A 15,432-nucleotide genomic window follows, 5' to 3' on the forward strand; every position below is an offset into this window, starting at 1 on the left:
AACTTTTTCTTTCACCTCACACCATATTAGTTTAGCGACCTCGACCGTCGACCATCACAATGATTGTTTTAGAAATGATGGAGAGGTCAGCGGCAATCCAAGACTTAACAGAACATAGGCTTAATGCGTAACTATGGTCAAAGCCCACTTTACGACGTACATCATCAATACAGGTATCATAACCTTGATTTACTTGTGCAAGCCCCGTAATACCAGGCATTACGCCGTATGTACGGTCAGCAAAGTAAGGGATTTCGTTTTCTAGTTTGGTGTAAAAAGTAGGGCGTTCAGGCCGTGGACCAATTAGAGACATTTCACCTTTCAATACATTGAACAGCTGTGGGAGTTCATCAAGACGTGTTTTTCTCAAAAAGCGTCCAACGGGTGTAATTCGTGGGTCATTCGCGGTAGCCCAGACTGCGCCAGAACGCGTTTCTGCATCTTCGTACATGCTACGGAACTTCATGATTTCAAAGATTGCCATTTTCTCCGGCGTAGATTTACCGACACGCAATTGGCGGTAGAAAATAGGACCGCGAGAAGTAAGTGCAATTGCCATCGCTATCAATGGAAATACTGGCGCTAACAAAATCACCGCAATCAATGAGCTAACGAAATCGAACGTACGTTTAGCACGTGAGATTTTGTATTGGTATAAGTTTTGAGTAGATAGCTGTTCAATGTTCATCATAATAAGTCCTTAATGATTCGCTCGTGTCCAAGGTGAGTTTTCTAGTCCGATTAGGTAACGAATGCCACCAATGAAGTTGGCATAGTGTCCAACTATCAAATAAGAGATTAATGAAATAGGTTTGTTTACTAGACGCTTTGGCAAGATACAACCAAGTACGCCAATGGTATAAACGGTAACTTGAGCCCATAACAGTGCTTCAAATACCAAGTAGTTACTAAGTAAGATGGAACACACTAAACACACGATCATTAAATATGGTGTTAGGAGGCGAAGTCCTTTTCCTGAGAAGAACGCAAACGCGATGCCCTTGAACTTAGGGCTGAACAAGCCAAACAATCGAATCGCTTGTTGCATGTTGCCCGCTGATATACGAAGTCTTCTTTTGAAGTCTGTTTCTAAATTTGATTCTTCTAGCTCTAATGCAACCATTTGGGTTTCGTATTCTGCGATGTAACCTTGTTTAACGATTTGCATCGGTAAGATGAAATCGTCATTAATAGTGTTGAGTGGAAGCAATTCAAACAGGTGTGTTCTAAACAAGTAGAAAGCGCCATGAGAACCTAAGCTAGAACCTAATGATGCCTCAGATTCTTTAACGGCTGTTTGATACTGCCAGTAGGCGTTTTCACCTTTATTGCCTGTAGGGCATAGTTGATACGTTGCGTTTACCACACCAACCTTGTCACTTTCAAAATGAGCAGCTGCAATAAGCAATGCATCCAGTGAAATAAGGGCTGATACGTCACTTAGCGCCGTAATGTCGCTTTTTATACTTGTCACTTCTTCATTGATAACCGCAACTTTTCCTCGGTTGGTCTTGTGGTCATGTATCTCGAAATAGATATCGCTGCACATCGCTTCTTGAATCGTCATTTCGGCGATTTCTACCGTGTTATCAGTGCAGCCATCACAAGCAATAATCACTTGTAGCTTCTTTTTTGGGTAATCTAATGAAGCAAGGTTACGAACTTTATCTGCGATCCATTGCTCTTCGTTAAATGCCGGCACAAGAATGGTAATGGTGGGTAGTGTGCAATCTTGTTGTTCGTCTTTATAACAACGATGGCTCTCTTCAATTTGACGCGCCGGGTGACTTTTCGCATACCAACGCAGTAACAGTGGATAGGCAGCGTGATGGTAGACAATCAGCGCACCAGAGAATAAGCAAATTCCTGCAAGCAACCAGTCGATCATGCGCAAACTCCTTCTGAGATATCGTTGTAAGAGGCAACCATTTTTACAATGTCAAAGTAGTCGAGTACGTAACGACGAGGTGACAAAAAGCGTTCATTTTGCTTTTCTAATAGCGCACTAGCTAACCCCACAATGCTGCCGCTTTTGACGAGGGCGCCGCTGACTGGACATAAGGTTTCATCGACAGCTCCTACATTCATCGCGACGGTAGGGATGTTGCACGCCTGAGCTTCGAGTGTAGAAAGTGGCAACCCCTCATGACGAGAAGGTAAACAGAAGGTATCCAAAGCGCCGTAAAAGGTGGTCATGTCTTCAATAAGGCCAAGAAAGATCACACGGTCGCTCAAATTCAAGCGGTCAGTGAGTTGTTCCAGTTGCTTGCGTTTTGAACCATCACCAGCCAATGCGACAACGGTGTTAGTAGGAAGTAAGGTAAGCGCTTTAATCAGTTGGTCTTGACCTTTCACGTGTTCTAAACGTCCCGCACAACCTACGATGTGTTTATCGGTTGGTAGATCGAGTGTTGCTCTCGCGTTTGCTTTTGACATCGGTTTGAACTTCTCGCAATCCACACCGTTTTTAATCGTGATGATATTGTTGTATGAAAAGGCAGAGCGAAGTTGGTTGTAAACACGGGTTGCATCGGCCACCAAAGTTGGCTGAGCGGCTTTAAGTGCTAATGCTTGTAAGCGACGACGTTTGTTATTTTTCAAATGCCATGCATCATGTTCAGTATGAATTCGAGTAGGAACCCCTGATACGCGGGCAGCGTAACCCGCGTAGAGCAGTGGGCCTATGTGATGCGTGTGAACAACATCAGGGCTAATTCCTCTAAATGCTTTGATGAGTTTTATGATGATGTTGAATTGAACACCGGGCTCTTTGTCTAAAAACACGATTTGGTTGTGGTAAGGCTTTAGCTTCGGCCAGTTTGTGATGGATTCTGCTTTCGTGCCTTCAAGACTGACGATCAACACTTGGTCTGTTGGTTTAGCAAGGCGAAGCAAATCTAAAGTTAGGGTTTCTAATCCGCCTGGGGCAAGATGTTGAACAACGTGTATGATCTTCTTGCCATGCTTTGTTATCTGGTTATTCATAATTTGGACCCTGCCTTTATAATTCTTGTTTCGCCTTTCTGACGTTTCTCTTGAAGTAACTTCTTTAAAACGTTTGACTACACAAGGAGATTGCAGGAGTTGTGCCAATTAAATAATTATTATATTTCAGTGGTTTATGGTGAATGATTCTAGGGAGATTTTCGTTTCTCAAAATGGGAATCAAAACAAGATACGAGTGAATGACTATTTGAATCGTGGCGCTTTGGGAAGTCGAAAGTGGGATTAATAATTGGGGCTTTATAAAAGCAAAACGCCAACCGAGTGTTGGCGTTTAGTATTTGGACACTAGAAAGCACGAAGCTAAGAAGCTAAGAAGCTAAGAAGCTAGCAAGTTAAAAATAGCTTTAAGGCTAATCAACTCATTTTAGGGATAACGGTAATTACGGGAACACCTAAGATGTCTTCAATTTCATCTTTACGCTTGATTGAAGAGTCAAACAGCTCAAACAATATCGCTAACCCAATGCCAAGGCCGATACCGGCAACGAAACCAGCCAGAACAAACACAAAAGAAGGTATGTTAGATTTGATACTAGGCGTGAAGGGTAAATCGATAATCTTCACACGTTTGTTTTGCTCGAATACACCAAGCGAACCCGTTAATTGAGCCATTTCATAACGCTCTGTCAGTTCATCGTATAGTTGGCGCTTAATTTCAACTTGTCGCTTAAGACGGTACATCTCTTTTGCATTTTCGCCGAAGTTATTCGCCTTGTGTTCTAATTCAAAAATCATAGTACGAAGGCTTTTAGTCTCTTCAGTTAAAGACTCAAAGCGAGCTCGAACCAGTTGTAAGCTGTGTAGCTGGGTGACCAAAAGAGGTTGGGTATCCGACAGTTTGTTCAGTGTCGTGCTACTTGCAATGTCCCAAAGCTGGTCGCTGTTCATCGTTGGTTGGGTTACATCGAGCAAACTCTTTCTCTCATTTTCAAGTCTGTCTAGTTCACGAACTTTAGCTTGTACGGCACTGTGTTTGTTTGTGTATTTTGCTTGAAGTAGAGCCAGTTCACTACGAATGTCGATGATCTGATCTTCTATTCGACCTATCACGGGGTTGGTTTTTGAAAGCTGTTGATCGATTGACCCTAAGCTTTTTTCAACACCGGATAACTCGGCCTCTTTTTCTGCCAGTGTTTGCTTGAGTGACGCTAAGCGATTCAAACTTTGGCTTTGTACCTCAGGCGTCGAATGAACATTCTCATTCATGTATAAGGCAAGGGCTTCTTCTGCAACTTCAAGTTCAGCACTGCGCTTATTTATATGAATTTTCAAGAAGTTGCTTGAGTCTTCAATCGAAGAACGTTCTGGTGCTAACAGTTGCTCAATAAAATGTTCACTTACCGAACGAAGCGTCGCTTCCATTCCATCGGGCGTGTTTGAGCTTAAGCTGATTTTTAGAAAATCTTTTCCAAGCTGAGTCACCGTTAGACGTTGAGATAGGTCAGTAATGATCTCTTGTTTCTCAATTTCAGGCATATCGGGCGTGGTTAATTGCAGTTCATCAGCGACCGAGTAAAGCACATGTCGACTATGAAGTAGTGTTCTCAACGCGTTAAGGCGGTCTTTGAGCATGGTAGAAACGGCGATGTCTTCCAAGAATGGATTCATCTTGGCCGTTTCTTGAATCAACATACTGGTATGCGCGTCATATTTAGTCGGAGCCAACTTGCTCACACCAAAGCCTATAAAGGGCAAAATAAGGATTGGTAGAACAATAACGTAGCGTTGGCGCCACATGGCATTGATGATGACTAATAACCGCAATTTCAGATTATTCATAATAGCTCCAACATCCAATGTACGAAGTTACCGCGGTTCTGCCAACTGTCTTTGGAGACAACAGATACTGGCGAGTTTTCAAGGTGACGGCTTTGCTCGAGAGCTTCGACCATCTGTTGTCCATTATCAACGGACGTAACGTGATTCTTATAAGGAACCATTGCAGGAAAAGGGGTGGTCACGATAGGAGTTCCCGCGGCTAGGTATTCCATCAACTTTAATGGACTGCATGCTCGGATCTGTTCGTTATCCACGAAAGGTAATAGGCTCACATCCCAGTGTTGTGAATAGCTTGGCAACGTGTGATGTGGGCGAGGCCCCAAGTAATGAACATTATCGAGGTTAGGCAACGACAATGTATCAAGCTCATTAGGGCCGATGAATACAAAGTCCCATTCCGGCATTGCTGTCGCCACATGTTTGACCATGTCGTAATCCAGCCATTGAGATAAGCTTCCGTAAAAACCTGCAATCGGGCGGTGGTGGCTTGGCAAGTCGTGTGCTCTTGGAGCTGGTGTAGAAAATAGCCCGACATCGACACCATGTGGTAAGAGTTGAGCTTTCTCACTAGGGAATTTGCCCATCAGCTTTTCACTAGCAGCGAAGATCAGATCTGATTTTTCAATCAATTCCAATTCATGCTGTGCGACAGTTTTGTGGTCAACGCCCGCGAGCGCACTAAAGTCATCCCCGCAGTAATAAACAACCGCTGACTCGCCTAAGTGTCCGCACAAATCAACAGCGGTAGGAAGGGAAGTCCATAAGATAGGAGCATGAAGCTTCAGCTCGGCAATAACTGGCTTCAACTGGCGTAACATCATTTGCTGAGCCAGTTTTCTAGACAGCTTAGAAGAAGGCGCAGGAATGGTTTTCAAGTTCACGACCGTTATGTTGCCTTGGTCGTTTGAATCAGCGACATTTTGTGGATCCAGCATGTTTTGAGTAACTGCGTTGCTTCGCCCTGTCAGTTTATTGAATGCACGATTGATGTCTTTAACTGACAATCTTGGCTGTCTAAGACCAATAGAGTTTACCCATAAGACTTTATGTTGTTTAGCTAAGTGGCGAACCAAGTGTTGAGTCGATGAAGGTAGGCCACCAAAGTCTTCACCAAATACGATTAAATCACGCATGGTCGCCTCCATGAGTCTCTAACGAATCGAATACATCGGACTCTGTCACTTCAACGGATTTAATCTGACCGACAACTCGAGCAGGGTTGCCGCCTGCGATTGCGAAGGCAGGGATGTTCTTTGTTACCACGCTGCCTGCGGCTATAACGGCACCTTCGCCGATGGTTACGCCACCTTTAACGGTAACATTGGTGCCTAGCCATACATCTTGTTCAAGAATGATGTCGCCGATTTGCTGAGGGTCATCGCCTTCACCTAGTGCTCGACGTTTTGCATCAAGCGGGTGTCCAGAGTATCCAAACAGGAAAGCGCCGCCAGCGATGCGTACGTTGTCGGAGATAACGACTTTACCTCCAACTGCGATAGTCGATTGCCAACCGATGTCTACATTGTTGCCAATCGACAGTAGTGGGTGTTCCAAGCCTTCAAGTGGTTGGGTACAACCAGAGAATGTCGTGTGGCCAGAGATACGGCAGTTATCGCCAATCGTAATTTGTACCGGACCGCTCACGAAAGGGAGGCCACCGTATAAGTACAGACGTTTGCCACATTGAGCGACACGACCTTTGAAAGCTGGTGTCCAGTAGAAGAACCGAGTAAAACCAGAAACCAAATTCACGACAAGCTTGTGTGCTTGGTATAGGCAGCGATTAAGTACTTGAGGGGTAGGTAGCTCTGTGCTTCTGATGTTTTTCAAAATGATAAACACATTTCTAATTCGAGAATTAGGGTGAAACTTAAGCCAATGTTTGAATTGATGTATAGATACTGACGTCATAATGAAAATCCTCTTTTTTGTTATATAGAAGTACTTTCATATATTGTGCCATTTAATAAGTTTATTATTTTCAATGTGTTACAAGTTGGCTTTTAGATTTTCTCATTTTGACAGGCAGTATGAGATACGTTCGCAACAGCAACAATCAATGCGGAAAGGATATAGATAGGCCAGTTGAAGCCTTGTGTTAGGAAGGTACCCGAGACGATGGTGCCAATTAACCCAGCATATACGGCGTAAGCCGCGGCATTGAGATTTGGGTCGATTACGTTGGTCGTCTCTGAAAGCTGTTTGAGTGTCGAGCGTATTGTTTTGATCAGTGAGCCAATCAATATCAGAAAGATAATCAACCCTAGAAAGCCAGTTTCAGCGAGCACGCCAAACCAAGTACTGTGAACCGCATGATTCAGTCCGTCCCAGTGCGAACTATAAAAGAAGTAATTAGAAAAGAAATTGTTTAGGCCGACTCCGGTTAAAGGGTTATCCAGTGCCATTTTGAACGCGGCTTCCCATGCATAGATTCGCCCCATTGCAGATTCATCAACCCCTTGTTCAGCAGCACCGCCTGATGCTCTGTCTGAAATTCCAGCAACAAAGTAAAGGCCAATCGCTCCGATCGCGCCCAAAGTGATCAACAGTGATTTTGAACGTATTACTTTGAACGCAAAAATCCCGACGACTGCTAGCGCACCAAGTAATCCACCACGGCTTTGGGTTGCAACGATAGCGGCAAGTAACAATACAGCGACACCAATACTCAATACACGCTTAAAAGCATTAATGCCATGGGTGGTCGTCTGACTGAGCGCAAACGCAAGTGGAAACAAAAGAACCAGTGCTAAATCATTAGGATCTCCTAACATCGAACCAAAATCGCGGCCAATAGTGACACGTGACCCTTCGACTAATCCGATACCATTGATTGAGTTGTTAATTGCAATAAGTGCGACTAACGAACCGGCCATCATGATGATTGTCGATGTCTTTGCTAAGTTTTCGACGCTATTTACCAGCCACACGATAGCGAGTGTCATCACCATTATTTTCCAATACACGCCTTTAAATTCAGCTAACGCTATTGGACGGTTAGATGCGAAGATCAGACCGATAAAGACGAGAGCCCAAAATATCGCGAGCCAGCTCAATGTAGGGTGCCAAAATATTTTAAGTTCTTTGCTGATGAAGGCGTGCCATAGCAAAGCGGAAAGCGCGCCTAACGAGAGTAACAGCGGTATTTTTAACGAATAGAGCTGAGGGATCGCTTCGTGTATTCGAAAAAATGAAAAGACAACGAACAGTATCACCATCCAAAAGGTTTTGTTAATAACAAACATTCCGGCCAAAGGAAGAAGTGCTAGCGCAACAATAACAGCGGGATGCGGCACGAAGTACCAGACAATACCGAGCCCGACACACAAGGCGCTGATCGTGATGATGACTGGCAATCTATTGGCTTCAGGGTTGACCATTGTGACCTCTATTCGCAAATAAACTCTTAATGACTCGGCTCGCAATCTTTTGAGACGTAGTTACGCCTGATGTTAAATATTGCAAAGCGAGTGCCAGTTATGCATTTTGTTTAACCAACTGATTTAGCTTTAGATTATTAGGATAGCGCTTAGCCTTGAGTTGAGTTTTGTCATTTTGAGAATCAGTATAAAACTGACTAAAGTACTTAAATCATCAAGTCCAAATAACCAGTTATCTACTAAGACGAGTATTAACGGTCGAGTTGATAGATTTCTAACAACTGCGGGACAACGGCTTGTGGCGAGTATTGGTGTTTGACGGTTTCTATCGCGTTATTCTTGAGGGAGTCACGTTGCTCACTCGTCAATGACATCCACGTGGATAAATGCTGTTCTAGTACTAACGCGGTTTCTGAATCAGATTCTGAATTGGCGAGGTAGCCGTTGACTTGATGCTCGATGAGTTGAGGCAAATTACCAACGGAGGTGGCGAGAACAGGAATGCCCCGAATCATGGCTTCTAATGCTGCCATCGGCAAGCCTTCAAAGCGGGAAGGGATGATTAACAAATCGATTTGGCTCCAGACGTCGTCCATATTGGTTTGATGCCCATGAAAGGTAACATTATCAGGCTGCGATTTAACTAAATCCTCCATTTCTGGTCCATCACCAAAAAGCTCAAACCGAACATCAGGAAACTGTTTAGCTAATGCGATAAATCGATCAGGCGCTTTTTCGTGGCTTAATCGGCCCACAAAACCAACATGGAATGGGCTTGACGAAGGGGCATTTGTTAACCCGGTTGGGACTTTAACAAAGTTATTCAATTGATGGGTTTTACTCGGCACTTTCGCTTTGATCTTCTCACTAACCACGAGCGACTGATCAGAAAGGAAGCTGCTGTAACGGTCGAGCCAGTCATAAAGCCATACTTTGCCTGTTGGGGTTTCACCTGCGTGATAAGTGGTGATTTGTTTGGTATTGCTTAAACGAGGTGGGAGTTTTATGAGCTTGCTGACCAAACTGGCTTTGTAACCATGAGCATGGATAAGCCTTGGCTGATAATGTTGAACTGCACGTTTAAGCTGTGTCGCGCTATTACTGCTTGAATCCGCACAGCCAGAGGCTAAATCGGAGAGGTAACTATAAGGGATATGCAGCGCATCTAACTTTTCAACGATGATCGCTTCAGGCTTAAACTTAGTCAAAAGGACGATTCGAACAGCATCTGAATACTGAGCGCTTTCAGATATCAGGCCTTGTGCTAATTCTAAAACATGTGTTTCTATACCTCCAAAAGTTTGGCTGTCAATCAACAGCCAAATCTCATGAAGGTTTACGTTGAGTACACCTTGTTTAGGCTTGATTGTACTCATCTTCCGATTCCCAAGCCTGCTTCTTACGGTAAACGGTAGAAGGGCTAAGTTCTAACAACACAGCAGCGTTTAGCACATTCCCATCGCAATGATTGATCGCGTGTTGAATGGCTTCGCGCTCTATTTGCCACATTGGACGAATAGCACCTTCGTTTGTTGTAAATGCGGGCGTCATCGGGTCGTTGTTAGCGGGAACAACTGACGATTGCTCCAACTCTTCAGGAGTAATCGGTGGCAACTTAGCTTCGGGTGCTTCCACAACAGCAGCTTGGGGCGCCGCTACTCGAATCGGTGTCACTGATTTCGAAGTTGGAGCCGCGTCTACTTTATTAATCGGAGGCGGTAACATGTCTTTGGTCACGCTCGTTTCATTGTTCAACACCACGATGTTACGGATGATGTTTTGCAACTGACGCACGTTGCCTGGCCACACATAACGTTTAAGTAGATTCTGCGTTTCTTTGTCTATGGATTTGAACTTCTTCTTGTCTTGCTTCGCATACAATTTCAAAAAGTGATTAGCCAAAGTCACAATGTCACTTCCTCGTTCACGAAGTGGTGGCATCTCGATAGGCACAACGTGAACACGATAGTAAAGGTCTTCTCTAAAACGTCCTTCTTCGACCTCAACCAGTGGGTCGCGGTTGGTTGCACAGATAATTCTGACATCTACTTTAATCTCGCGATTACCACCGAGTGGAGTAAACGTACCTGTTTGCAAAAATCGTAGGAGCTTCTTCTGCATCTCCAGTTCCATTTCGCAAAGCTCATCGAGAAATAGGGTACCGCCGTGTGCTTGCATTGCAGCACCTTTACGGTCGGTTGTCGCACCGGTAAACGCACCTTTGACGTGACCGAAGATTTCACTCTCCATTAGGTCTCGAGGGATAGCACCACAGTTAATGGCAACGAAGGGCTTGCCGTTACGCTGACTCTCCTGATGAATAGCCTCCGCGCACACTTCTTTACCCGTACCACTTTCGCCGTTAATAAACACGCTAGCGGTGGTTGGCGCCACCGAATCAATGATCTTATAGACAGCCTGCATAGGTAGGCAAGAGCCAATAAAATTATGAAAGCGGTCACGATCAAACTTGCTTTGCATGTCATCAACGAGGTTCTCTAGCTTAGCTCGTTTCAAATGCAAGCGAACAGAGGTCTTAAGTCGATCGGCTTGAATTGGCTTTTCCAAGAAATCTTCCGCACCGCGTTGGATAAGGTCTACAGCAATATTAACTGAGCCATGTGCTGTCGCGATAATGACGGCGGTCGGTATTTCATTCTCGCTAACCCAATCTAGTACTTCTTCACCTGGCATGTCGGGCAACTTAAGATCGAGAATAACAAGCTGTGGAGAGTGCCTTTCAATGAAGATCTTAGCTTCTGCGCCGGTTTCGACGTGGAAAATATCGTAGGGTTCGTCTTTTACGTACTGCTTATAGAGTACGGCGAGTGAGGTGGAGTCTTCAACTAACAATACCTTAGGGCGCATTGTGTATTCCTTTTGAAACTTTATCCTAACCAATCAATAACATAGTGGTATGCATCCATCAATACGAGTCTTGTTTATTTGTTATCTACCGCATGCAATCTCTTAACAAACTATAGATGTACTTCTCGCGTTGTTGGTCACGCCGGAGTACATGTTAATGGTGACTATATTGATAACGACTATGTTGAGTTTTTGTCTGATACTTATGATGAACATCCAAAGTTAACTGAAACCAGCCTCTTTTCTTTCAAGTAAGGCTTTGATTGAACGATCTGCGAGCTCTAGTAATTCGTCAACTTGTCGAAATGCCGTATCATGATTATGTTCTAAACACTGCTTCTCTAGAGCGCGAGCTAACTCACCCAAGGGGCGATTACCTAATGAGAGCGCGGTGCTGCCAAGAGTGTGGACCTCGAACTCAAGTGTTTGAGCGTCTTTCTGAGCGACAGCCTCTTTTATGGCGACCAAGCGTGTTTGTGATTCTTCGACGTAATGGTCGATCAAGATCGGGATAATATCCGCACTTGTATCTCGAATCATTTGCTCTAGAACGCTTTCATCAACAAGCTCGCTAACTTCTTGTGAGTTTAGATGTGCAGCTGTGTCTGACGCTAAAGTGGAATTCATCAAACTAAGTCCTTCTATTGAGCGTAATATCCGTGAGTACTAATAAGTTCTAGTCATTTTCTAGAATAATTTCAACTGCTTGCCGTATAAACAGAGCAATTAATTACTATCTCACTCATATTGCTACAGGGTTTGTGACAAGCCTAACGGACTGATTTAAATTTGTTTTCTCTTATGAAATATAAACTTAGGTGCCTATAAACGTAAGGGGCGGGTAGAGCTCAGGAGAAAACGAGGCCGATACAAATAAAAAGACCACTGCAGTGAATTAACAACAGTGGTCTTAGAGCGGGATAAGTAGTTTAGGCTAATCTAAATATTTTTAACCCAAATACCTGTAACTCAAATAACGATAATTTAAACAGCCGTGCTTTAAATAACGAAAAGTAGAACTATGAGGCTTTATCAATCTTTGGCTTTGGGTCAGCTTCTACTTCTTCCTCGCTACTTTCAGAGAAGATATCAGCAACGGCGCTTCTCTCTAATTCACCCTTCAGATTTCCATCTTCGTCGACAACTGGAAGGGAGTAGTCACAAGACATGGTGTCTGGTAGAACTTCTTCAATGACCGCATCAGGTAAAACAGCAGGAACCTCTTCGTAAATCTCATCACTGAAGTCATGAACAGAGGCATCTTCAACGGCGTCTTGTAGGCTCTCTTGTGTGACTAGGCCTTGATAGCCGTCATCCGTTACGTGATAAGCGTAATCGTTTTTCAGCATCTTCATTTGTGCCAGAGCACCTTCAATCGTTTCTGAAGTGATTCGATAGAGAGGAGGCTGCATAACCGTTTCAACCGTCAATGCACGAGCACGGTTTACGTCTTTAACGAACGCCTCTACATAGTCATCGGCTGGATTCAGCAGAATCTCATGTGGTGTGCCTTGTTGTACCAACTCGCCATCTTTCAAAATTGCGATTCGATCGCCGAGACGGAGTGCTTCATCCAAATCGTGGGTGATGAAAACAATCGTTTTATGAAGCTTCTGTTGAAGTTCGATAAGCTGATCTTGCATTTCACTTCGAATCAAAGGGTCGAGTGCCGAAAAGGCTTCATCCATTAACAAGATTTCAGCGTTAGTACACAGAGCGCGAGAAAGGCCAACACGTTGTTGCTGACCACCAGAAAGCTGGGCAGGGTACTGCTTGCCGTAACCTTTCAAACCCACTGTTTCTAACCATTCATTGGCTTTTGCTAAACGGTCTTCTTTTTTGATGCCTTGTACTTCCAACCCGTACGCAACGTTTTCTACCACGGTGCGATGAGGCATTAAGCCAAAGCGTTGGAATACCATCGACATTTTATGACGGCGGAACTCTTCTAATTGCTTGGTGTTGAGGCTCATTACATCAATGCCTTCGACCATGATTTTACCCTGCGTTGGGTCAATTAAACGGTTGAAGTGGCGAATTAGAGTCGATTTACCTGAGCCAGAAAGCCCCATGATAACGAAGATTTCACCGCGGTTAATCTCGAGATTAATCTCTTTTAAACCGACGGTATGACCTGTGTCCGCAAGAATCTGATCTTTGTGTTCGCCGTTCTGAACTCGGTTCATAACAGACATCGGTTTCGGTCCAAACACTTTGTATAGACCACTAATTTCAATCAATGGTTTAGTCATGCTTGAGTCCTCCTAAATGCGCATTGGTTCTTCTTGCGTATGCCTGTGAAGCGCGGTCAAAAAGAATTGCGAGGGCAACAATGGCGAAACCATTCATCAAGCCTAATGTGAAATATTGGTTGGTGATGGATTTAAGAACTGGTTGTCCTAGGCCTTTCACACCAATCATGGATGCGATAACAACCATAGACAGTGCCATCATGATGGTTTGGTTGATACCCGCCATGATCGTTGGCATTGCTAGAGGGAGTTGAACACCCCATAAGCGTTGTTTCTTGCTCGCACCAAAAGCGGTTGCTGCTTCAAGGACTTCTTTATCGACTAAGCGTATGCCTAGGTTGGTTAAACGAATCACTGGTGGGATAGCGTAGATAACCACGGCGATTAGACCTGGAATTTTACCGATGCCGAGTAACATCACCACTGGGATCAAGTAAACGAATGCCGGCATGGTTTGCATGATATCAAGCATCGGTGTAACGATAGATTGAGCTCGATTTGAACGAGCCATCGCAATACCAATCGGAATGCCTAAGAATATCGAAACCAAGGTACAAACGGTGATGATACTGAGCGTCCGCATGGTGTCTTCCCACATTCCAAAGTAACCAATAAGGAGCAGAGAAACGACACAACCTAAAGCCAGTTTCCAAGAACGACTCGCGGCGTAGACAAGGCTTGTACAAACGGCGAGGACTATAATCCAAGGGGTTGAGATAAGAAGTTTTTCAAACCAAACAAGGAATGAAAGAAGAGGGTCAAATAGAGATTCAATCATTTCACCGTATTCACGAGAGAATTCACGGTATGCGCCATCTAGCGTCTTTTTTATGGTTCGTAAATCAGCGCGTTCCATCTCTGGAAAGCTTGATAACCAATTGGTGTCAGCCATTTTATATCCTTATAGTTCGGAGCCACTTGTTCATGCGATGAGGTATCGCCTATGAAAAGGGCTCCGAATCATGAATAACATCAAGTATAGCGACGTTATTTCCGTATTATTGAAGCGTAATTGCTTGTTATTAAACCAAGCTCTTACAGCTCTGCTTCAACTTTCTTAACCACTTCTTGAGAAACCCATGGGTGCCATATTTCCGGGAACTCACTCAAGAAATGGATACTCGCTTCTTCACCATCCGCTTGGTTGTCTTCCATCCAAGCAAGAAGTGAGTTCATTTTGTCGTTAGTGAAACCACGTTTAGTGAAGTAGTCGTAAGCCTCTGGTGCTCTCGATGCGAAGTCTTCTGTCGTGACTGTGTGCACTGGTGAAGGCGGGTACATGGTCGCTTTAGGTGAATCACAGTCTTCTTTAGTGGTACAAGTTAGGAACTCTTGCTCATTAACACCACTGCCAAAGTCAACTTTAACCATGTCGTATTTACCTAGAACGGCAGTTGGCGCCCAGTAATAACCAAACCAAGCTTCTTCGCGCTCATAAGCTTTTGCGATTGAGCCAGATAAGCCGGCACTCGAGCCTGGATCAACAATCGTGAAACCACTGTCTTCCAGCTCAAGAGCGTTAAACAAGTTTCCGGCGCTGATCTGACAGTTCCAGCCTGCTGGGCAACTGTAGAATGCTGATGTATCTGGGTCTTCAGGGTGCTTAAACAAGCTAGCGTTTTTACGTACACCTTCGATGGTTGCCATCTCTGGGTATTGTTTAACTAAGTAAGCTGGAACCCAAAAGCCTTCTTCACCACCATTCACAAGTGCTTTACCTGCGTAGCGAAGACGTTTTTCTTGGACACCTTTGTCCAATGCATCTTTTAAGCTGTTGCTCCAAAGCTCAGGTGCAACGTCAGGCTGACCTTTTTCAATCATAGATGTGCCTGTTGGCATGGTGTCGCCAGGGATAAGTTCGGCATCACAGCCGTAACCATGTTCTAGGATGAATTGGTCGATATTGGCGATCAATGTTGCAGAGTTCCAGTTCATATCTGCGATTGTTACGCTGCCACATTCTCCAGCGTTAGCATTACCGCTGGCTGCTGCTACTAACAAAAATACGGAGCTTAACTTGTATTTCATATTGAGTTTCCTTTCTCTTTAATAATACAACTAAGGTAACCAAGGTAAATCGATTATCTAAATTGCTCGATGGTGATCCTTTCCGTGTATTTGAACCATTTGAGCAGAAGGAGGGATGG

General features: G+C 44.2%; 13 protein-coding genes. All 13 read right to left on the reverse strand.

Annotated features, from left to right (window positions below; translation table 11 throughout):
- Positions 1 to 31 precede the first annotated feature (31 nt).
- The 13 genes from AC3CIA_RS08050 to AC3CIA_RS08110 all read right to left on the reverse strand — a co-directional run bounded on the left by AC3CIA_RS08050 (position 32) and on the right by AC3CIA_RS08110 (position 15,313).
- On the reverse strand, positions 32 to 691 hold the full coding sequence (locus tag AC3CIA_RS08050) for a sugar transferase (protein ID WP_017083640.1): 660 nt from the start codon (positions 689 to 691) through the stop codon (positions 32 to 34).
- A gap of 9 nt (positions 692 to 700) precedes the next feature.
- Positions 701 to 1,888, reverse strand: coding sequence for a glycosyltransferase family 2 protein (locus AC3CIA_RS08055; protein WP_171308263.1), 1,188 nt, complete (start codon positions 1,886 to 1,888; stop codon positions 701 to 703).
- Positions 1,885 to 2,985, reverse strand: coding sequence for a glycosyltransferase (locus AC3CIA_RS08060; RefSeq protein ID WP_171308264.1), 1,101 nt, complete (start codon positions 2,983 to 2,985; stop codon positions 1,885 to 1,887). Before AC3CIA_RS08060 ends, AC3CIA_RS08055 begins: the two co-directional genes overlap by 4 nt.
- A gap of 375 nt (positions 2,986 to 3,360) precedes the next feature.
- A complete protein-coding gene (locus AC3CIA_RS08065; protein WP_171308265.1) occupies positions 3,361 to 4,785 on the reverse strand; it encodes a GumC family protein in 1,425 nt (474 codons plus the stop codon).
- Positions 4,782 to 5,918: a glycosyltransferase gene (locus AC3CIA_RS08070; protein WP_171308266.1), complete on the reverse strand. Its 1,137-nt coding sequence runs from the start codon at positions 5,916 to 5,918 to the stop codon at positions 4,782 to 4,784. Before AC3CIA_RS08070 ends, AC3CIA_RS08065 begins: the two co-directional genes overlap by 4 nt.
- Complete coding sequence (locus tag AC3CIA_RS08075) at positions 5,911 to 6,696, reverse strand: acyltransferase (RefSeq protein WP_017094511.1); 786 nt, start codon at positions 6,694 to 6,696, stop codon at positions 5,911 to 5,913. Before AC3CIA_RS08075 ends, AC3CIA_RS08070 begins: the two co-directional genes overlap by 8 nt.
- Positions 6,697 to 6,788: 92 nt before the next feature.
- A complete protein-coding gene (locus AC3CIA_RS08080; protein ID WP_171308268.1) occupies positions 6,789 to 8,165 on the reverse strand; it encodes an O-antigen ligase family protein in 1,377 nt (458 codons plus the stop codon).
- Between the two features lie 251 nt (positions 8,166 to 8,416).
- A complete protein-coding gene (locus AC3CIA_RS08085) occupies positions 8,417 to 9,541 on the reverse strand; it encodes a glycosyltransferase family 4 protein (RefSeq protein ID WP_171308269.1) in 1,125 nt (374 codons plus the stop codon).
- Positions 9,522 to 11,033 (reverse strand): sigma-54-dependent transcriptional regulator, encoded by a 1,512-nt coding sequence (locus tag AC3CIA_RS08090; protein WP_171308270.1) that lies wholly within the window; start codon positions 11,031 to 11,033, stop codon positions 9,522 to 9,524. Before AC3CIA_RS08090 ends, AC3CIA_RS08085 begins: the two co-directional genes overlap by 20 nt.
- Before the next feature lie 222 nt (positions 11,034 to 11,255).
- A complete protein-coding gene (locus AC3CIA_RS08095; RefSeq protein ID WP_171308271.1) occupies positions 11,256 to 11,660 on the reverse strand; it encodes an Hpt domain-containing protein in 405 nt (134 codons plus the stop codon).
- A 392-nt stretch (positions 11,661 to 12,052) separates the two neighbouring features.
- Positions 12,053 to 13,285, reverse strand: a complete 1,233-nt coding sequence (locus AC3CIA_RS08100) for a quaternary amine ABC transporter ATP-binding protein (RefSeq protein ID WP_054547761.1) — start codon at positions 13,283 to 13,285, stop codon at positions 12,053 to 12,055.
- Complete coding sequence (locus AC3CIA_RS08105; RefSeq protein WP_054547760.1) at positions 13,278 to 14,177, reverse strand: ABC transporter permease; 900 nt, start codon at positions 14,175 to 14,177, stop codon at positions 13,278 to 13,280. Before AC3CIA_RS08105 ends, AC3CIA_RS08100 begins: the two co-directional genes overlap by 8 nt.
- Positions 14,178 to 14,320: 143 nt before the next feature.
- Complete coding sequence (locus AC3CIA_RS08110) at positions 14,321 to 15,313, reverse strand: ABC transporter substrate-binding protein (protein WP_488517933.1); 993 nt, start codon at positions 15,311 to 15,313, stop codon at positions 14,321 to 14,323.
- Positions 15,314 to 15,432: the final 119 nt, after the last annotated feature.

This window comes from Vibrio sp. QJM3NY_27 (genome assembly GCF_057785955.1).